Origin of the sequence: Algoriphagus confluentis (genome assembly GCF_036245625.1) — a bacterium.
In the GTDB taxonomy this organism is placed as follows: domain Bacteria; phylum Bacteroidota; class Bacteroidia; order Cytophagales; family Cyclobacteriaceae; genus Algoriphagus; species Algoriphagus confluentis.
In genome coordinates, this window is sequence record NZ_BTPD01000016.1 from 1 (window position 1) to 19,345 (window position 19,345).

Genomic DNA, 19,345 nt, shown 5'->3' on the forward strand with positions numbered 1-19,345 from the left:
CCGGTCTGAGTCACCCCTTGTTTGATTAAAATTTCGATTTGGTACCTTTGCTCTGGGCTGAGATGATTGAATTTCTGCATGACAACACTAATTTAATTCTTCAGCCTAAGGAAGGAAGCCTAGGCTTCTTTCCTTAAACCTTTAGTGTTGCACTTATTACTTGAATCTGGGTTTAAATACTAACTCAAAATGAAACTAATTTTTATTTTATTCGGCTTTCTAATATCATTCCAAAGTAAAAGCCAGGAAGGTCATAACTATATTGAAGGAGACACTCTAGTTATTACAAATTCAGAATTCGTATTAGACCCATTCCAATTCGGATTAAAACCAATGCTTTTATTAAAAAAGCAAATAAATTCAATTGATACTTCTATATACATAAACCGCCATGTGGACAATCAATTTGACACCCTATTCAAGTTGAAAATTGGAGAAGATCAATTTGAGGTTTTTGTAAACGCAAGTGAGACCTTCTTATCAAAGGGAATTGTGTACTCAAAAAAGTTTCCAGTTCACCATGAAATTATGATTGGGATAAATAAGGATGACTTTGCAAAAAAACTTCATCTCGATTTCAACAAAAAACTCCCCAATTATTTTAGGATCCGTGATTTAGAATTCCTGACATGGATCGATTTCCACTTTGAAGACAACGAACTTGTAGAAATCAGTTTTTGTGCGATCTCAGATTAAACGAAAAAACCACCCCATTCCTGAGGTGGTTTCTTCGTTTTTTAGAAGAAAATTTTACCCCAAAATCTTAGCAGCCAGCCAGTCTCCGACTTCAGAAGTTTTGTGCGCTTTGCCGCCTTCGGCAATGTCTTCCGTGACCACTCCTTCGGCCAATGAAAGGTTCACCACATCGCTGATCAATTTGGCTTCTTCTGCCAATCCAAAGGCATAATCAAACATCATCGAAGCTGAAAGCACCGTCCCAAGGGGATTGGCGATGTCTTTTCCTGCTGCCTGTGGATATGAACCGTGAATCGGTTCGAATAACTTCACTTTTGATCCTAAAGAAGCCGAAGGCATTAAGCCCATAGATCCTGAAATCACGGAGGCTTCATCTGTCAAGATATCTCCAAAAAGGTTTTCAGTAATCAACACATCGTAGGCCTTTGGCCATTGGATCAGTCGCATAGCCACAGCATCCACAAATTCATATTCCACTTTGACATCCGGATATTCCGGTGCCAATTCCTGTACAGTTTCCCTCCAGAGTCTGGAAGTCGCCATCACGTTAGCTTTGTCCACGCAGGTAAGGAGTTTTCTCCGCTTTTGCGCAGCTTCAAAGCCCATTCTCGCCAAGCGCACAATCTCTTCCTTGCTGTACACATTGGTATCAAAGGCTTTGGTACCCTGCTCATTTCGGCCTCTGGGTTCCCCAAAATACACTCCTCCGGTCAATTCTCTGAAAAAAACCAAATCCACGCCATCCACTCGGTCTAGCTTCAATGGGGACTTATGCACCAAAGAGGGAAAAGTAAAGGTCGGACGAACGTTTGCAAATAGACCAAGCTTCTGTCTCATTCTGAGCAAACCTTGCTCCGGACGGACTTTGGCTTTGGGGTCGTTGTCATACTTCGGATCACCAATCGCTCCAAAAAGGACCGCATCCGACCCTGCGCAAATCTCATGGGTAGCATCCGGATAGGGATCTCCCGTGGCATCGATGGCACAGGCACCAACTAGTCCTTCTTTGAAGGTAATCGTATGGCCAAACTTTTGTCCTACAGCTTTTACTACTTTGACCGCCTGGGCGATGACCTCAGGACCTATGCCGTCACCCGGCAATAACGCGATATTCATTTCCATAATAGGTGGATTCTTCTTTTTCTGGTTGGTAAGTCATGTTTTCGATGATGTTGAGCATTTTCTCAGTGGCCATCATCGCTGCCACGGTTTGGTCAGGGTCAAGCCCCTTGGTTTTGAAGATTTTGCCATAATCCCAAGTAATTACCGTCTCTACAAAGGCATCGGTTTTACCTCCGGGAGGAATAGAAACATGGTAATCGGTCAATTTGGGGAGTTCCCGTCCAAGAGACTTATAGATCTTTTTCAAGGCGCGCATGAACGAATCATACTGACCGTCTCCTGTTGCACTTTCATCATAAAACTTCCCATGGATATTCATCCGTAGTTGCACGGTAGGCTTTAATCCCTTGGAATGGGTCATATGATAGCCTTCAATGCTTATCGTTTTGGCAATGGAGTTGTTTTGCAAGACATCGGAAATGATATAAGGCAAATCCTCTGTAGTGACCCGCTCCTTTTTATCTCCCAATTCGATAATCCGCTGAGTGACACGGGTGAGTTCCTCTTTTTCCAGGGAAATCCCCAACTCCTCCAAGTTTTTGAGAATATTGGCTTTGCCTGAGGTTTTTCCCAAAGCATATTTTCGCTGACGTCCAAATCGCTCAGGCATCAAATCGTTGAAATAGAGGTTCTTTTTATTGTCCCCGTCTGCGTGAATTCCGGCAGTTTGGGTAAAGACGTTTTCGCCGACGACGGGCTTGTTGGAAGGAATATGATGACCTGAAAACTGTTCTACGAGCTTGGAAACCCTGAAAATCTTTTGCTCCTGAATCCCGATTTCCAAATCGGTAAAGTCCTTGATCACCGCCACCACAGATTCCAAAGGCGCATTTCCTGCCCGCTCACCCAAGCCGTTGACTGTGGTGTGAATACCCGAAGCACCATGATTTACCGCTTCCAGCACATTGGCCACAGAGAGATCGTAGTCATTGTGCGCATGGAAATCGAAGTGAACTCCTTGAAATTTAGCCGTGATCTGCGTCAGGAAAGTTTTTACTTCCTCTGGAGAAAGCAAACCCAAGGTGTCCGGAAGCATGATCCGCTTTACAGGTTGATGGGTCAGAAACTCGATCAGGCTGAGGGTATATTCCGGAGAATTTCGCATGCCATTGGACCAGTCCTCGAGATACACATTGACCGAAATTCCTTTTTCCTGAGCATAAGCAATGCTTTGGGAAATTTCGGCAAAGTGTTGCTCCGGAGTTTTCTTTAGCTGGTGTACCAAATGATTCAGAGAACCTTTGGTCAGCAGATTGAGCACTTTGGCACCCGACTCCACGATCCAATTGACTGAAACCGGGGTATCCACAAAGCCCAATACCTCCACACGGTCCAAATAGCCCTTTTGGGATGCCCATTGGGTAATTTTCTGTACTCCTTCAAGCTCTCCCTCGGATACTCGGGCTGAGGCTACCTCTATTCGGTCCACTTTGAGCTCCTCGAGAAGCAATTTGGCAATCTGAAGCTTTTCCGAAGGCAAAAAGGAAACCCCCGAGGTCTGTTCACCATCCCTCAGCGTGGTATCCATGATTTCGATACGCCGGCAGTTGAAACCCTCCAAAGGTTCAGCACCCTTGGAGGGTTGGGCAGTATGATTTCTATTTGCCTCCATTTTTGATTTATCTGGATGCAGCAAATGCATCGATTTCAGACGCCATGTTTAACAGGTAATCGATGTCATCGAAACCATTTTGCATGTTGTCTTTTTTGTATTCATTGATATCGAAAGATTCAGACTCTCCTGTGGAAAGCAATTTGATCTTTTGCTCGGGGAGATTGACTTCGATTTCGGTCTTAGGATCGGCCTCGATGGCCGCGAAGAGTTTTTCAGCAAATTCAGGGGAAACTGTCACCGGAAGAACTCCGATATTCAGACAGTTATTTTTAAAGATGTCTGCGAAAAAGCTGGACACTACACAGCGGAATCCATAATCGTAGATCGCCCAAACGGCATGCTCGCGGCTGGAGCCTGAACCGAAGTTTTTGCCTGCCACAAGGATTTTTCCCGAGTAGGTTGGGTTATTTAAGACAAAGTCCTTCTTGGGATTGCCCTCTACATCGTATCTCCAGTCACGGAAGAGATTGTCGCCAAAACCTTCCCGTTCGGTTGCCTTCAGGAATCGGGCAGGGATGATTTGGTCGGTGTCCACATTTTCGGCTGGCAAAGGAACTGCGGTACTGCGTAGGACGGTAAATTTATCGTAAGCCATGTGTTTCGAATTGTAAAATTGGAAGATTGGAAGATTGAAAAATTAATTTTCAAAAACTTCCCTAGGATCGGTAATACGGCCAGTGACAGCAACTGCTGCCACAGTCAACGGAGAAGCCAACATCGTTCTCGCTCCTGGACCTTGGCGGCCTTCAAAGTTTCTGTTCGAGGTCGAAACCGCATATTTTCCGGCTGGAATCTTATCATCATTCATGGCCAGACAAGCGGAGCAACCCGGTTGACGGAGTTCAAATCCCGCTTCTTCGAGGATCTTCACCAAACCTTCTTCATGAGCCAGTTTTTCAACTTCTCTGGAACCCGGCACAATCCAGGCAGTGATGTTGTCTGCCTTTTTCTTGCCTTTGACGAAGTTGGCTACGGCTCGGATATCTTCGATTCGTCCATTGGTACAAGATCCCACGAAAACGTAGTCCACTTGCTTTCCCTTGACAGGTTCACCCGGCTGAAAGCCCATGTATTCCAAGGATTTCAAATAGGAAGTTTTGTTGGAGCCTTCCATGCCATCGGTAGTCGGGATGTTTTCGACGACTTTGATCCCCATACCGGGATTGGTTCCATAGGTGATCATCGGCTCGATATCAGCAGCATCGAAAACCAATTCTTTGTCGAAAGTGGCCCCTTCGTCTGTCTTCAAAGTTTTCCAATACGCCACGGCTTTGTCCCAATCCGCCCCTTTTGGAGCATATTGTTTTCCTTTGAGGAAAGCGAAAGTCGTTTCGTCAGGAGCAATCAATCCTCCACGAGCACCCATTTCGATGGACATGTTGCAGATGGTCATTCGGGCTTCCATGGAGAGACTTCGAATTGCCGAACCGGCATATTCCACAAAGTAGCCTGTGGCTCCAGCCGCGGAAATTTTGGAGATGATGTATAGAATGATGTCCTTGGAAGTCACTCCTTTTCCAAGCTCACCTTCCACAGAAATCCGCATTTTCTTGGGCTTGGACTGCATGATGCACTGGGTAGCGAGCACCATTTCCACCTCGGAAGTACCTATACCAAATGCAATCGCCCCGAAAGCGCCATGGGTAGAAGTATGGGAATCTCCACAAACGATGGTCATTCCCGGTTGGGTTACTCCTAATTCAGGACCGATCACGTGCACGATTCCATGATGAGCCGAGCCCAAGTCATGCAATTCGATCCCGTACTTTTTACAGTTTTCTCGGAGCTTTTCCACCTGCATTCGAGAAAGCTTATCCTTGATCGTTTGATCCTGATCGACTGTAGGCACGTTGTGGTCAGGGGTGGCGATCGTACGGTGAGGATATTTCACGCCTATGCCTCTTTTCTCCAAATTGAGAAAAGCGACAGGGGAAGTCACTTCATGGATAAAATGCTTATCGATGAAGAATACATCAGGACCTGCAGGTACAGATTTCACGACATGTGAATCCCAGATTTTATCAAATAATGTTATCTTTTCCATAGTTAAGCAGTCGCGTATTCTTTGACTGGTATTTTGTTGAGTGCATCGACGAAGGCTTGAGCAGAAGCCAAGACAATGTCTTGATTGGAGGCAAAACCGTAGTAGGGTTTGTCGGATTTGATCAGGCGCATGTGAACCTTAGCCACGTCGTCAGATCCATGAGTGATCGCCTGAATGAGGAATTCTTCCAAGTCCACCTGTGGCTTCACAATGGTCTCGATTGCTTTTAGCACTGCATCCACCGGACCAACACCTGATGAGGAAGCTTGATGGGTTTCATTGCCTATTTTAAGGGTAACTTCAGCGTTAACTGAGCTATTGGATGAATAGCTGACCTTTTCCAGTTCGATGAAATTGGACTCATCTAAGTATTTCCCAACCAATTCCAACAGGTCCTTTCTTCCGATATCACGCTTGGAATCAGCCAAAACCAGGAATGCTTCATAGACTTCTCTCAGTTCTTCTCCCTCGAGTTCGACACCCAAAGCGTCCAAATGGTGTTTCAAAGCAGCCCGTCCTGATCTTGCGGTCAATACGATGGAAGATTCCTCCACGCCCACCTCTTTTGGATCGATGATTTCATAGTTTTCGCGATGCTTCAACACCCCATCTTGGTGAATGCCGGAAGAGTGCGCGAAGGCATTTCTACCAACGATTGCCTTGTTGGGCTGCACCGGCATGTTCATCAGTTTAGAAACCAAACGGCTCGTCTGATAGATTTTCTGAGTCACAATATTTGTGTAAACCGGAATGGATTTATGGCATTTGATCGCCATGACCACCTCTTCCATAGAGGTATTTCCAGCCCGTTCACCTATTCCATTGATGGTCACCTCGACCTGACGGGCACCATGCTGTACACCGGCCACGGTATTGGCAGTAGCCATTCCGAGATCATTGTGACAGTGAGTAGCGATGATGGCTTTGTCAATATTTGGCACATTGTTTTTCAAGCCAGAGATGATCGCACCATACTGTTCGGGAAGTGTATAGCCTGTGGTGTCAGGAATATTGACCACAGTTGCACCAGCCTTGATGACTTCTTCGATTATCTTGTAAAGAAAATCCGGTTCCGAGCGTCCGGCATCCTCGGCATAAAACTCCACGTCCTCCACAAAGCGCTTGGCAAATTTAACCGCAGCCACTCCCCGACGGATGATATCTTCGGGGGTAGAGCGCAGTTTGTATTGGATATGGTAAGGAGAAACTCCGATTCCCGTATGAATTCGTCCTTTTTTAGCGTATTTGAGTGCAGCGGCGGCTACTTCGATATCCTTTTCTACGGCTCGGGAAAGGGCACAAATGATGGGATTGGAAACGGCTTTTGAAATCTCCTGCACGGAATTAAAATCTCCCGGGCTCGAAATCGGAAAACCTGCCTCAATAATATCCACGCCTAGCTCTTCCAAAGCTTTGGCCACTATGATCTTTTCCTGGGTATTGAGCTGGCACCCGGGCACTTGCTCCCCGTCTCTCAGGGTCGTATCGAATATCCACAGCTTGTCACTCATGATTTTTCGGGTTTGGTTATTAATTATTTTCAGGTCTCAATTGACGTACGACCGCTCCGGCCTGCCACATTTCAGACTCTCTCAGTTCTTTTAATTCCGCCTCCAACTTCTCTCTGTAATCAGACTTGGAGTTGGAATCAATGGATTTTTGAGCCTCTTTCCCTGTTTTTACAGAGTCATAAAGTGCTTCAAAAACCGGCTTGGTCGCATCTCGGAATGGCTTCCACCAATCCAAGGCACCCCGCTGCGCGGTGGTAGAGCAGTTGGCATACATCCAGTCCATCCCGTTTTCAGCCACCAGGGGCATCAAGGACTGAGTCAATTCTTCTACCGTTTCATTAAATGCTTCAGAAGGAGTATGTCCATTGGCTCTTAGGACTTCATACTGGGCTGCAAAAATCCCTTGGATAGCGCCCATCAATGTTCCTCGTTCTCCAGTCAAATCAGACGTCACCTCGCGGTAAAAATCTGTCTCAAATAGATAGCCGGAACCAACTCCAATACCTAATGCAACCACTCGATCTTTGGCTTTTCCGGTGGCATCCTGATAGATGGCATAGGAAGAGTTCAAGCCTCTGCCCTCGACAAACATTCTTCTCAAAGAAGTGCCAGAACCCTTGGGGGCTACCAGAATCACATCCACATCCGCCGGTGGAATAATCCCTGTTTTTTCCTTGTAAGTCACGCCAAAACCGTGAGAAAAATAAAGCGCTTTGCCTGGAGTCAGGTGTTTCTTCACCGTAGGCCAAAGGGCAATCTGTCCTGCATCAGACAGGAGGAATTGAAGGATAGTCCCTTTTTCGCAGGCCTCTTCAATTTCAAAAAGAGTCTCACCGGGTACCCAGCCATCTGCGATCGCTTTGTCCCAAGTTTTGGAGCCGCTTCTTTGGCCCACAATCACGTTGAAGCCGTTATCCTTCAGGTTGAGCGCCTGACCGGGTCCTTGTACTCCGTAGCCGATGACTGCGATTACTTCATCTTTCAGTACCTCCCTGGCTTTATCCAACGGGAATTCATCTCTTGTCACTACGTTTTCCTCAACGTTTCCAAATTTTAATTTCATAAGTTTTTAGTTTGATTTTAAAGGCTATATTGAACCTCGCCTAGTTTAATGGTCAGCCTATCAGCTAAAGCTCCTAGACCGGCTCGATTTCATAGTTTTGGATTTATTTAAAATTTAATATTCACTGGGTTAAACTTATTTCAATAGGGTATCAATAGTCAGCATTCTCCTAGCCACAGCCACTCTTCCCGAACGGGCAAATTCCAGCAAACCGTATCCTTTCAGGATTTCCAAGAGCTCCTGGGTTTGCTCTTTGTGGCCTGTCAATTCCAGCACTACAAACTCAGGCTCAGCCGCTATGATCTTGGCATTGTGTTGCCGGATGATTTTCTCCAACCCGGAGTCCAACCGCGTTACCGGGATTTTGTAAAGAGCTATTTCCTGATAGACCACTCCTGAATCTTCATGATAAAAGGCCTTGATCACATCGATGATTTTTTCAATCTGATTGACCAAATGAATGACTGTCTCTTCACTGACATTCACTTCAATGGTGATTCTATGGATTCCGGCAATCCTACTTTCTGAAGCCGTAAGGGCATCAATATTGATTCCTCTCCGGGTGAAAATGATCGTGATGCGGTTGAGTATCCCGATGAAATTCTCTGTGATGACGAAAATGGTATAGCGTTTCATAGCAAGGGGATTAGCTGAGTCTGACCTCTTCTACCGAACATCCGGTAGCAATCATCGGAAATACATTGTCTTCTTTTTCGACTACCACCTCCAGAAAAAACGGACCGTCATGAATCAGCATATCTTCAATCGCTTCTTTCAAGTCTGTTCGATCAACTACTTTTTGAGCCTTGATACCATAGGCTTCAGAAAGCTTGACAAAATCCGGATTGTCCAACTCGGTAAAGGAATAGCGCTTATCAAAAAACATCTGCTGCCATTGTCTTACCATGCCCAAGTAGTTGTTGTTGAGCAGGACGATTTTGACTGGGGCCTTGGTCTGCTTGATCGTACCCAATTCCTGAATGGTCATCTGGATTCCTCCATCACCGACCACACAAATCACCTGTCGGGAATAATCGTAAAGCTGAGCTCCCAAAGCTGCCGGCAAGGCAAAACCCATGGTGCCCAATCCTCCCGAGGTGACTTGAGTTCTTGGCTTTTTGTAGTTGAAATACCTCCAGGCAATCATCTGATGCTGTCCTACGTCGGTGACCAAGACGGCGTCGTCTGCCTTGTATTGATTGATCTGATGGATCACCTCTCCCATAGTGAGGCCCAGTTTGGTAGGAGTGAGGTCATACTGAACGACGGAAGATCTTTCCAATTGCTCCAATTCACGGAATTTGGCCATCCAATCTCCGTGTTTCTTTGCCTGAATGGAATCTGTCAACATGGCCAAACTCTCCCGACAATCTCCCTGCACTGCCACAGTTGCTTTCACATTTTTGTTGATTTCCGCAGGGTCCAGTTCCAAATGAATCACTTTGGCCTGTTTAGCATAGCGCTTCAAGTCTCCAGTCACCCGGTCATCAAATCGCATTCCCACAGCAATCAATACATCACATTGATTGGTGAGCAAGTTGGAGGCATAATTGCCATGCATGCCCAGCTTTCCCACGAAATTCGGGTGATCTTCTGACAGCGCTCCTGAACCCAGCAGAGTGGATGCCGCAGGGATTCCTGATTTATCCAAGAAAAACTTCAGTTCCGCTTCTGCTTTTCCCAAAATTACGCCCTGCCCAAAAAGCAGGTAGGGTCTCTCGGCTTGATTGATCAATTCTGCAGCCTGCTGTATGGCCGAAAGGTCAACAGGATGATGAGTCTTATAGGACCTAAACCCTAGGCAAGGCGTATAGTTGAATTCCCCAAAGTCCACTTGGGCATTTTTGGTGATGTCAATTAAAACTGGTCCGGGTCTGCCAGAGCGAGCGATATAAAAGCCTTTGGCGATAGCAGGAGCAATATCCTCTACCCTTCTCACCTGAATATTCCACTTGGTACCCGGCATGGAGATACCGACTACATCAGTCTCCTGAAAAGCGTCTGTTCCCAAAAGATGGGCGGCCACCTGTCCGGTGATGCAAACTAATGGCGTACTGTCAATCTGCGCATCAGCAAGCCCTGTGATCAAATTGGTTGCACCTGGTCCGGAAGTGGCCAGACAGACACCGACTTTTCCGGAAACTCTGGCATAGCCTTGTGCGGCATGGATAGCTCCTTGCTCATGGCGAGTCAATACGTGCTTGATTTGATCATGGTAATCATACAAGGCATCATAAACGGGCATGATCGCACCTCCGGGATAGCCAAAAATAAGCTCCGCCTGCTCGGCAATCAATGAGCGTACTACAATGTCCGCACCTCTTATCAAGTCCTTCATAAGCTTTAGAATTTGTCGGTAACGCAACCCTCAGAGGCAGTTGCTACGAGTTTATTGTATTTTTTGAGAGTACCCTGTAGGCCTTCAATGGGCTTGGGGAACCATTTTTTCTTTCTTTCGGCAAATTCCGAATCACTCACTTCCACAGATAGGAACTGATGGTCTGTGTCAATAGTGACCAAATCCCCATCCTTGAGCAGGCCGATTGGGCCCCCACACCAGGCTTCGGGAGTGACGTGCCCCACCACGAAGCCATGAGTCCCTCCGGAAAATCTACCATCGGTAATCAAGGCCACATCAGCTCCCAAACCTGCGCCGATAATCATCGAGGTAGGCTTGAGCATTTCTGGCATTCCAGGAGCTCCTTTGGGCCCTACATTTCGGATCACCACCACGTCACCAGCCTGAACTTTGTGGTCTCGGATAGCATTATTGGCCTCCAATTCGGAATCAAATACTTTGGCTGGACCAGTAAATAATCGACCCTCTTTTCCGGTAATTTTTGCCACAGCTCCCTCAGGGGCCAGATTCCCGGAAAGGATACACAGGTGACCGGTCTCTTTGATCGGAGATTCTACGGGATGGATTACATTGACTTTGGACGGCATGATGGCCTCTACTTTTTCAAGATTTTCTGCCAAAGTCTTTCCTGTCACCGTCATGCAATTCCCATGAAGGAATCCTTTGTCCAGGAAATACTTCATAAAAGCAGGCAAGCCTCCCTGCTCGTGAAGGTCTTCCATCAAAAACTTACCCGAAGGCTTGAAGTCGCCGATCAGTGGAGTTTTTGCATTTAGGTCTTTGAAATCCTGAAGGGTGAAATCCACCCCGGCTGTACGGGCTATGGCCAGCGTATGAAGCACTGCATTGGTACTGCCACCCAGAGCAATGACCACTCGAACCGCATTTTCTATACTTTTTCGGGTGATGATATCCTTGGGCTTCAGGTCCTTTTCCAAAAGGATTTGAATGTACTTATTGACCTCACGGCATTCTCTCAATTTTTCCGGTGAATTGGCCGGAAAAGAAGCGGAATAGGGCAAAGACATCCCCATGGCCTCAATTGCCGAAGACATGGTATTGGCGGTGTACATGCCTCCACAGGCACCGGCACCTGGACAGGCATTTCGGATTACGCCATCGTAGTCCTCATCGGAAATGGTACCTTGGATTTTCTTTCCAAAAGCCTCAAAAGCGGAAACGATATTTAGCTTTTCCCCTTTGTAAAGTCCAGAGGCAATCGTACCTCCATAGACCATGATTGCGGGTCGATTGATACGGAGCATTCCGATAATCGCACCGGGCATATTCTTGTCGCAGCCAGCGACCGCAATGCAAGCGTCAAAGGAGTGTCCCAAAATGAAGGATTCGATAGAATCTGCGATGATTTCTCTGGAAACCAAAGAATAGCGCATCCCCAAGGTACCCATTGAAGTGCCATCCGATATCCCAATGGTATTAAAAACCAAACCGGTCAGATCGTATTCCTGCGAGGAGGACTTGATCAGACCGGCGAAGTCATTGAGGTGCATATTGCAGGGATTACTTTCGTATCCGCAACTCGCTATCCCTACAAAGGGCTGCTTCATTTTTTTGTCCGACAATCCTGTGGCATAAAGCATGGCCTTGCCTGCAGGATGCTCGTCGTTGTCACTGATTTCCCAACTATACTTTTTCAGGTGGTTCTGGGTCATAGGTTCGAATAATAAAAAAGTGCCTCATTGGCGTGAGGCACTTTAGATTTTATATGCTGTATTAGATATGGTCTAGTGCCTCACTTCGAAAATCCGATGAGAATAATAAAGCTTAGCAGGACGACCAATGGGTACATAGCGATTTGGAGTAGTGAATGCTTCTGATGAGAATCACAGAACAATATTAAAACCCATTTCCCACACTTACAATATTTAATTCTTTATAAATCGTTTAATACAAGATTAAACAACATTAAATTTGATTTTTTTCAAAATTTAATTTCTATTTCTCATAGTTTTCAAAACCTATATTTTTGAAAGACCGAAAAAAGAGCTTAAATCCAAAATTTTGTTCCGATTTGTAATTTTGATAAAATTCATGAAAAATATTTTCCTTTTATTTAAAGAAAATTTTTCTATCGTTTAAAATCCTTCAAAATTTCCTTGATTTATTAACGATTATTCAATTCCGATCTCATGCCATCTCCTCCTGAGCATTTCGCTTAAATTTGCCTCAAAGCTTTTCTCATGATCACCTTTCCCAACGCAAAAATCAATCTCGGTCTTCACATCACCTCCAAAAGGAAAGATGGATACCACGACATCGAAACCTGCATGGTCCCGATTCCTCTTTGCGATGCACTGGAAATGGTTTTGGACAAAAAACCGAGCTGGAACTCCTCCGGACTTACCATCCCCGGAGATCCTAAAGACAATCTGATACTGAAAGCTGAAAAACTGATCCGGAAAGACTTCCAAGGTCTGCCCAATCTTTCCATTCACCTGCACAAAAACATCCCCATGGGAGCAGGACTTGGTGGAGGATCCGCAGACGGGGCTTTTGCCTTGCAGCTGATGAACAATCTTTTTGACCTGCATCTGGATGATTTCTTTCTGGAAGAATACGCTGCCCAGCTAGGAAGCGACTGTCCATTTTTCATAGAAAATACCCCAAAAATCGCCAGAGGCCGGGGAGAAATCTTAGAACCTATTGATCTCTTGCTAAAAGGCAGTTACCTCGTTTTGATCAATCCAGGTATCCATGTAGGCACCAAAGAAGCCTACGCCGGCGTCACTCCTTGTCCGCCCAAAGTCAAGCTGGAAGAAATTTTGGCAGACCGAAGTCTCTGGAAAGCTGAATTGTCAAACGACTTTGAGCCCAGCATTTTCAAAAACCATCCTGAAATCGCCGGGATTAAAGAGAAAATGTATGAAGCCGGAGCTTTTTACTCAGCCATGTCCGGTTCAGGCTCGAGCGTTTTTGGTCTTTTTGAGGAAAAGCCTAATAGTCTTGGCTGGCAAAAAAATTATTTCGTTTTTGAGAGTATTCTTTGATTAATTGATGAGTTTGACCGCCTTCCTCCTTTTATTCCAGTAATTCAGTACCGGATAAATCAGAACCGAGATCAGAATTATCAGCGTGCCTAGGTAAAACTGGGGAGTCATTTTTTCACTTTCTCCAAAAACCAGCACAGCCAGCAAAATGCCGTAAACCGGCTCCAGATTGATAGTAAGGTTGATTGAAAAGACGGGTAGCCGCTTCATCAGTTCCACGGAAACAGAAAAAGCAAAAACAGTACAGATTCCTCCCAAAATCAACAGCCAAAACCAGTCTAAGCCTTTCCAAGTCCATTGGATTGGAGCGCCATCCATTAAAAACGCAGAATAAAACGGCATAAAGAGCAAAGCAAATAAGCTTGCCGCCCCCATCTCATAAAGCGTGATTTGATAAGGTGTATGTCTTTGCGTCAGCCTGCCATTGAGCACAGAAAAAAGAGCCGCCAAAAATGCGGAAACCAAAGCCATGGTCAGGCCCAACCAATACCCGGTCTCAAACTGAAAGATGACCAACAATCCGGAAATAACAAGTAGCCCCAAGGCCACTTCATACCATTTTATTCGGGTTCGGTTGACCAGCGGCTCCACAAATGCCGTCCAAAGTGAGGTCGTGGCCATTCCTGCCAGGCAAACAGAGGCCGTGGAAACTTTGGCCGACCAAAAGAATAAAATCCAATGCAAGGAGATAATAGCTCCTACACCGGCAATTTTCAAAAGTTCGGGAGTCGTAACCCACATGCTTTCTTTCCTGAATACCATGATCAATGCTACTCCTACGGTAGCAATCAGGGTCCTATAAAAAACCAATTCAAGAGAAGGAAGGCTGATCAGTAACCCTAAAATCGCCGTAAATCCCCAAATCAGCACAATAAAGTGCAGCATGAGGTAGTCTTTCAGATTGGAATGAATCATTTAGCGGGGAACTGTTTTGTAAAGAACAAGTCCTGTTAAAGCAAAAAGAATATTGGGAAGCCAGACGGCAAAAATGGGATATTGAGCCCCGTTTTCGGCAAAGGTTCTCGACAGGATAAAAAGAAGAATGTAAATAAAGGCCAGAAGAAAGCCCATAGCAATCTGAAACCCGGATCCTCCCCGGGTCTTTCGGGCGGACATGATCACCCCGATAAAAGTCAGAATCAAAGCTGCAAATGGAGACATGAATCGGACATAGCGCTCGATTCGGTAGTAGTTGACATTGTCAGCTCCTCGGTCTTCCAGGATTTTGATCTGCTTGGTCAACTCAGGCAACTTGAGTGTCTCGTGGTGATTTTCCGGCAAATCAAAATCAGCTGGAGTGATAGAAAGCACGGTATCCAACTGCTCTCCCACAGAATAATCTTCCCCATCAGGCCTGAGCTTTCTCAATCTCCAGTTCATGACTTTCCATGCATTGGTGGTGGTATCCCAGAGAATCCGATCTGCCGAAAGCTTGGAAATCAATTCCCCATCGCGAATTTCTTCCAATGTGAAATTATACCCTGTATTTCCTGTACGAAAAAATCTGCTCAGATAAGCATAGGTATCCGGTCCCACTTTGATATGGATGTTAGGATCGGTAGAGGCTCGACCTTTATCCAAATACTTGATCCTAAACTCGGTCACTCCTGCAGTGGCCCCGGGAAGTATCCAGCCATTGAGCAGAAAACTGATCGCTCCGATCATGACAGCAGCCGAAAGAAACGGAACCAAAAGCCGGATAAAACTTACTCCCGAACTAAGAATGGCAATAATTTCTGTCCTGCCAGCCATTTTGGAAGTGATAAAAATAACTGCGATAAAGACGGTAATCGGTGTCAGGAGATTATTCAGATACAAGCCATAATTGCCCATGTACAGGAGTATCTCACCAGAAGGAACTTCATTTCGGATGTAGGTATCGTTTTTCTCGGTGAAGTCCAAGACCAAAACAATAAGGATCAGCATGACCACTACAAAAAAGTAGGTCTTCAAAAACTCCTTAATTATCAGCCAGTCCAGTATTTTCATGATTTACAATCTCGTGCTTACTTTTTTCACCATCTGATCCTTCCAAACGGCAAAATCTCCTGCAAGGATGTGCTCCCTAGCTTTCCCAACCAGCCAGAGATAGAAGGCTAAATTATGAATACTGGCTATTTGAGCTGCCAAAATTTCCTTAGAAATAGTTAAATGTCTTAAATACGCTTTCGAATAAAAGGTACTGGCATAGTTGCCAATTGCCGGATCGATGGGAGAAAAATCATCCTTCCACTTTTCATTTCGGATATTGATGATTCCTTCCGAAGTGAAGAGCATGCCGTTCCGCGCGTTTCTTGTCGGCATCACACAGTCAAACATATCCACTCCCAAAGCAATGCATTCCAAAATATTGGCTGGAGTCCCCACTCCCATCAAATATCGGGGTTTGTCCTGCGGCAAAATTGCAGTCACTTCTTCGGTCATTTCATACATCATCTCGGCAGGTTCACCGACCGAAAGTCCTCCAATTGCATTCCCTTCCCTGTTTCTCGAGGCGATAAATTCCGCACTTTGCTTTCGTAAATCCTTATAGACCGAACCCTGAACAATGGGAAAAAGAGTTTGGCTGTAGCCATATTTCCCTTCAGTAGAGTCAAATCGCTGAATACAGCGATCCAGCCAGCGATGGGTCATTTCCATGGAATTGCGGGCATACCCGTACTCGCAAGGATAGGGAGTACACTCGTCAAAGGCCATAATGATATCCGCTCCGATACTTCTCTGAATGTCCATGACTCCCTCAGGAGAAAAAACATGCTTGGAACCGTCAATGTGGGATTTGAAGGTCACGCCTTCTTCTTTGATTTTGCGGGTTCCAGCAAGAGAAAAGACCTGATATCCGCCCGAATCTGTCAAAATCGGCCGATCCCAACCGTTGAATCGGTGAAGTCCACCGGCCTTTTCCAGAATATCCAATCCCGGACGCAGATAGAGGTGATAGGTATTTCCTAGAATAATCTGAGCTTGAATATCCTCTTTCAGTTCCCGTTGATGGACCGCTTTGACGGTACCTGCCGTACCCACAGGCATAAAAATCGGCGTTTGGATCGTCCCATGATCGGTTTGGATCTCACCGGCACGGGCTTGGGATTGGGCATCTTTTTTCTCTAAAGCAAACTTCATGGAGTAGATAATTTCCGCGAACCCAATGGTTTTCACCAAAGAGTTTGGACTCGCAAAAATATCCACTTATTCCTAAATGACTTGCTGAAATAGATTTTATATTTGCCCAGCAAAATCGACCTATGGGCCTATTTTTACTTTGGTTTCTCTTTGGCATTGGTATTCTTATTCAGGCAGTTTATCTCCTGTTGATATTTGGTAGGACCGCTTGGTCCAAGACTCCAACTTCTTCCAGTTCTGCTTCTGAATCAGCAGAAGGAGTGACTGTCTTGATATCCGCTCACAACGAGTACCACAACCTGAAGAGACTGATCCCCAAGCTTTTTGAGCAGGAATATCCTAAGTATGATGTCATGATCGTAAATGACAGAAGTACTGACCGAACCAAGCGTCTCTTGGAAGAAATGATGGCTGAGTACCCACGCCTCCGGTCAGTCACAGTCAAATACACGCCCAATCACGTCACTTCCAAAAAATTTGCGTTGACCCTTGGTATCAAAGTGGCTAAATACGACGTCATTCTATTGACTGACGCAGATTGTATGCCATCCTCCCCTCAGTGGATCGAAAAAATGACCGCTCCGATACGTGAGGAGGGTAAAACCTTTGCCTTGGGATTTTCAGGCTATGAATCTCAAAAAGGAATGCTAAACCGATGGATTCAATTTGAGACCTTGCTTACTGGTTTACTCTATCTCTCTTTTGGATTGTGGAAAGCCCCTTTCATGGGTGTGGGCAGAAATCTTTCTTACCGCAAGAGCTTCTTCATGGAGATGAAAGCATTCAAGGGCATCTGGCATTTGGAAGGCGGGGATGATGACCTGTTTGTCAATGCGTACGCCACAGGGAAAAACACAGGACTGGTCATTGACCCGGAAGCAGCCACTGTTTCTTTGCCCAAGGAAACTTGGAAAGAATACCTGGTGCAAAAGAAGCGTCATCTCCATGCCGGAAAATATCTGAGAGGTGAAGACAAGCAAAAAATAGGACTTTACTCCTTTTCGCATGCTTTATTCTGGATCGGAGGCTTAGGCTTATTGATCTATTTGGGAGTTTTCAAGCAATGGGAACAATTTTTGGTCGTTTTCAGTATTATCACAATGAGGCTTATTTTGGTTTGGAGTATTTTCCGCTCTGCATCCAAAAGAATCCAAGGCAAGGTAAAGGTATCCCAAACCCTGATCAATGATTTGTTTTACCTCGCTTATTTCTGGGTTTTGGGCACAGTTTCCTACCAGGCAAAAGACATCAAATGGAAATAAACGAACGAGGTTTTTCAAACAAAGCGCTTCAGGACTTTGATCTGATTGACAAAGCAGTCATCGAAAAAGATCAGACAGCCTATGCTACCCTGATGAAGCGGTACAAAAAGGCCGTTTATTTCATGATCTTAAAAATGATCCGGGATGCAGATGATGCCGAGGACCTGACTATGGAGGCCTTCGCCAAAGCCTTTAGAAACCTTCACCGGTTCAAGAAAGACTACACCTTTTCTACTTGGCTGTTTCGTATTGCCACCAACAATACCATTGACTTTATCCGAAAGAAAAAGCTCAAAACTATGAGCCTAAACAACACGCTTTCGGATGACAGCGGCAACTCGGTCAATATCGACGTGGAGGATGACGACAACAATCCTCAGGATGAATTCATCAAATCCCAACGGATCGAAATGGTGAGGATTTTTGTGGATAAACTGCCCGCCAAATACAGGAAACTTGTCCAATTGCGCTATTTCGACGAGCTTTCCTACGAGGAGATTGCCCAAGAATTGGAAAAACCTTTGGGAACAGTCAAGGCTCAACTTCACCGTTCCAGAGAGCTCTTGTATGAAATCGCCTCCGGCAAAGAAAAACACATTTGATGAACTCTGGCACCGAGCTGATTCTTTCCTATTTTCCCCACCTTTCCGAAAAGCAAATCGGGCAATTTGATCGCTTGCAGGAGTTGTATGAGGATTGGAACTCAAAAATAAACGTGATCAGTCGCAAAGACATGGATCAGTTTTATGTCCATCATGTACTCCATTCTTTGGGCATTGCCAAAGTCATGCGCTTCCAGCCGGGTACCAAAGTACTCGACATCGGTACAGGAGGAGGATTCCCGGGGATTCCATTATCCATTCTTTTTCCTGACACCCATTTCCATTTGGTGGATTCGATTGGAAAAAAGATCACTGTAGTCAAAGAAATAGCAAAAGCTTTAAAACTGAGCAATGTCGAAGCACAACAGGCAAGGGCAGAGACTTTGGTCAGAAAATACGACTTTGTCATCAGCAGGGCGGTGACTCGCATGATCAATTTTTATCCTTGGGTCAAAGGAAAAATCAAGAAAGAAGACTTCAACGAATTCCCCAACGGCATCCTCTACCTCAAAGGTGGGGATGTGGATGAAGAAATGGAAGAAACCGGCAAATCCTATGTCACTTACCACTTGAGTGATTACTTCAAAGAAGATTTCTTTGAGACAAAAAAGGTGGTCTACATGCCTTGGGAAGATAAAAGGTAAGAGGTTGGATCTTTTCAGCTACAGTTTAGACTGATAAGTGTACTTTTCGAGATATACTTGGCCTCTGCTCCCATTTCAAAAAGAGGATAGCTATTGCTTTATTTCTTCCGGGATTTTATTTGCTTCAAGCAATTCAAAAATCTGCATAATTTGAAAACAAAACCCGTACATTTTCAAACTGAAAAACATACTACTACTTGATTATCAGTTAATTAATCATAATTAAAAGAAAACCAGTTCCTTAGATTTTATTTGCGACAATTCCCGCCAATCGATTTTTTGCTTGGGCATAATCC

Annotated in this window: 17 protein-coding genes; 5 read left to right on the forward strand and 12 right to left on the reverse strand. The window is 45.2% G+C overall.

Annotated elements, in window-relative coordinates:
* The first annotated feature begins 189 nt into the window (after positions 1-189).
* Positions 190-696 carry a hypothetical protein gene (locus AAA943_RS19010; RefSeq protein ID WP_338225907.1) on the forward strand — a complete coding sequence of 169 codons (507 nt, stop codon included), beginning with the start codon at positions 190-192 and terminating at the stop codon, positions 694-696.
* A gap of 54 nt (positions 697-750) precedes the next feature.
* On the opposite strand, the gene leuB is transcribed toward AAA943_RS19010, so the two are convergent.
* The 9 genes from leuB to ilvD all read right to left on the reverse strand — a co-directional run bounded on the left by leuB (position 751) and on the right by ilvD (position 12,083).
* A complete protein-coding gene (leuB, locus tag AAA943_RS19015; protein ID WP_338225909.1) occupies positions 751-1,818 on the reverse strand; it encodes a 3-isopropylmalate dehydrogenase in 1,068 nt (355 codons plus the stop codon).
* Complete coding sequence (locus AAA943_RS19020; protein ID WP_338226044.1) at positions 1,787-3,346, reverse strand: alpha-isopropylmalate synthase regulatory domain-containing protein; 1,560 nt, start codon at positions 3,344-3,346, stop codon at positions 1,787-1,789. The genes leuB and AAA943_RS19020 overlap by 32 nt, the downstream gene beginning before the upstream one ends.
* A gap of 91 nt (positions 3,347-3,437) precedes the next feature.
* The gene (gene leuD / locus AAA943_RS19025) at positions 3,438-4,028 is read right to left on the reverse strand and encodes a 3-isopropylmalate dehydratase small subunit (protein WP_338221989.1); all 591 of its coding nucleotides are present in this window, start codon (positions 4,026-4,028) and stop codon (positions 3,438-3,440) included.
* Positions 4,029-4,070: 42 nt separating this feature from the next.
* On the reverse strand, positions 4,071-5,477 hold the full coding sequence (leuC, locus tag AAA943_RS19030; RefSeq protein WP_338225910.1) for a 3-isopropylmalate dehydratase large subunit: 1,407 nt from the start codon (positions 5,475-5,477) through the stop codon (positions 4,071-4,073).
* A 2-nt stretch (positions 5,478-5,479) separates the two neighbouring features.
* Positions 5,480-6,988: a 2-isopropylmalate synthase gene (locus tag AAA943_RS19035; protein WP_338225912.1), complete on the reverse strand. Its 1,509-nt coding sequence runs from the start codon at positions 6,986-6,988 to the stop codon at positions 5,480-5,482.
* A gap of 19 nt (positions 6,989-7,007) precedes the next feature.
* A complete protein-coding gene (ilvC, locus tag AAA943_RS19040; RefSeq protein ID WP_338225914.1) occupies positions 7,008-8,051 on the reverse strand; it encodes a ketol-acid reductoisomerase in 1,044 nt (347 codons plus the stop codon).
* Between the two features lie 135 nt (positions 8,052-8,186).
* Entirely contained in the window at positions 8,187-8,687 is a 501-nt protein-coding gene (gene ilvN, locus AAA943_RS19045; protein WP_338225915.1) for an acetolactate synthase small subunit, read from the reverse strand.
* A 10-nt stretch (positions 8,688-8,697) separates the two neighbouring features.
* The gene (gene ilvB / locus AAA943_RS19050; RefSeq protein WP_338225917.1) at positions 8,698-10,389 is read right to left on the reverse strand and encodes a biosynthetic-type acetolactate synthase large subunit; all 1,692 of its coding nucleotides are present in this window, start codon (positions 10,387-10,389) and stop codon (positions 8,698-8,700) included.
* A 5-nt stretch (positions 10,390-10,394) separates the two neighbouring features.
* Complete coding sequence (ilvD, locus tag AAA943_RS19055) at positions 10,395-12,083, reverse strand: dihydroxy-acid dehydratase (protein ID WP_338225918.1); 1,689 nt, start codon at positions 12,081-12,083, stop codon at positions 10,395-10,397.
* A 528-nt stretch (positions 12,084-12,611) separates the two neighbouring features.
* On the opposite strand from ilvD, the gene ispE reads away from it, so the two are divergent.
* Positions 12,612-13,418, forward strand: coding sequence for a 4-(cytidine 5'-diphospho)-2-C-methyl-D-erythritol kinase (gene ispE / locus AAA943_RS19060; protein ID WP_338225920.1), 807 nt, complete (start codon positions 12,612-12,614; stop codon positions 13,416-13,418).
* Here the strand turns inward: ispE and AAA943_RS19065 are convergent, their stop codons facing one another.
* The 3 genes from AAA943_RS19065 to tgt are packed head-to-tail and all read right to left on the reverse strand — an operon-like array spanning position 13,419 to position 16,541.
* Positions 13,419-14,333 (reverse strand): DMT family transporter, encoded by a 915-nt coding sequence (locus AAA943_RS19065; protein WP_338225921.1) that lies wholly within the window; start codon positions 14,331-14,333, stop codon positions 13,419-13,421. It abuts the gene before it with no gap.
* Positions 14,334-15,407 carry an LptF/LptG family permease gene (locus tag AAA943_RS19070; protein WP_338225923.1) on the reverse strand — a complete coding sequence of 358 codons (1,074 nt, stop codon included), beginning with the start codon at positions 15,405-15,407 and terminating at the stop codon, positions 14,334-14,336.
* Positions 15,408-15,410: 3 nt separating this feature from the next.
* Positions 15,411-16,541 carry a tRNA guanosine(34) transglycosylase Tgt gene (tgt, locus tag AAA943_RS19075; RefSeq protein WP_338225924.1) on the reverse strand — a complete coding sequence of 377 codons (1,131 nt, stop codon included), beginning with the start codon at positions 16,539-16,541 and terminating at the stop codon, positions 15,411-15,413.
* 122 nt (positions 16,542-16,663) lie between these two features.
* Between tgt and AAA943_RS19080 the strand changes: the two genes are divergently transcribed.
* Genes AAA943_RS19080 through rsmG form a run of 3 tightly spaced genes read left to right on the forward strand, consistent with a single transcriptional unit; the run spans position 16,664 to position 19,049 of the window.
* Positions 16,664-17,803 carry a glycosyltransferase gene (locus tag AAA943_RS19080; protein ID WP_338225926.1) on the forward strand — a complete coding sequence of 380 codons (1,140 nt, stop codon included), beginning with the start codon at positions 16,664-16,666 and terminating at the stop codon, positions 17,801-17,803.
* Positions 17,794-18,405 (forward strand): RNA polymerase sigma factor, encoded by a 612-nt coding sequence (locus AAA943_RS19085; protein WP_338225927.1) that lies wholly within the window; start codon positions 17,794-17,796, stop codon positions 18,403-18,405. Before AAA943_RS19080 ends, AAA943_RS19085 begins: the two co-directional genes overlap by 10 nt.
* A complete protein-coding gene (rsmG, locus tag AAA943_RS19090; protein WP_338225929.1) occupies positions 18,405-19,049 on the forward strand; it encodes a 16S rRNA (guanine(527)-N(7))-methyltransferase RsmG in 645 nt (214 codons plus the stop codon). The genes AAA943_RS19085 and rsmG overlap by 1 nt, the downstream gene beginning before the upstream one ends.
* Positions 19,050-19,345 lie beyond the last annotated feature (296 nt).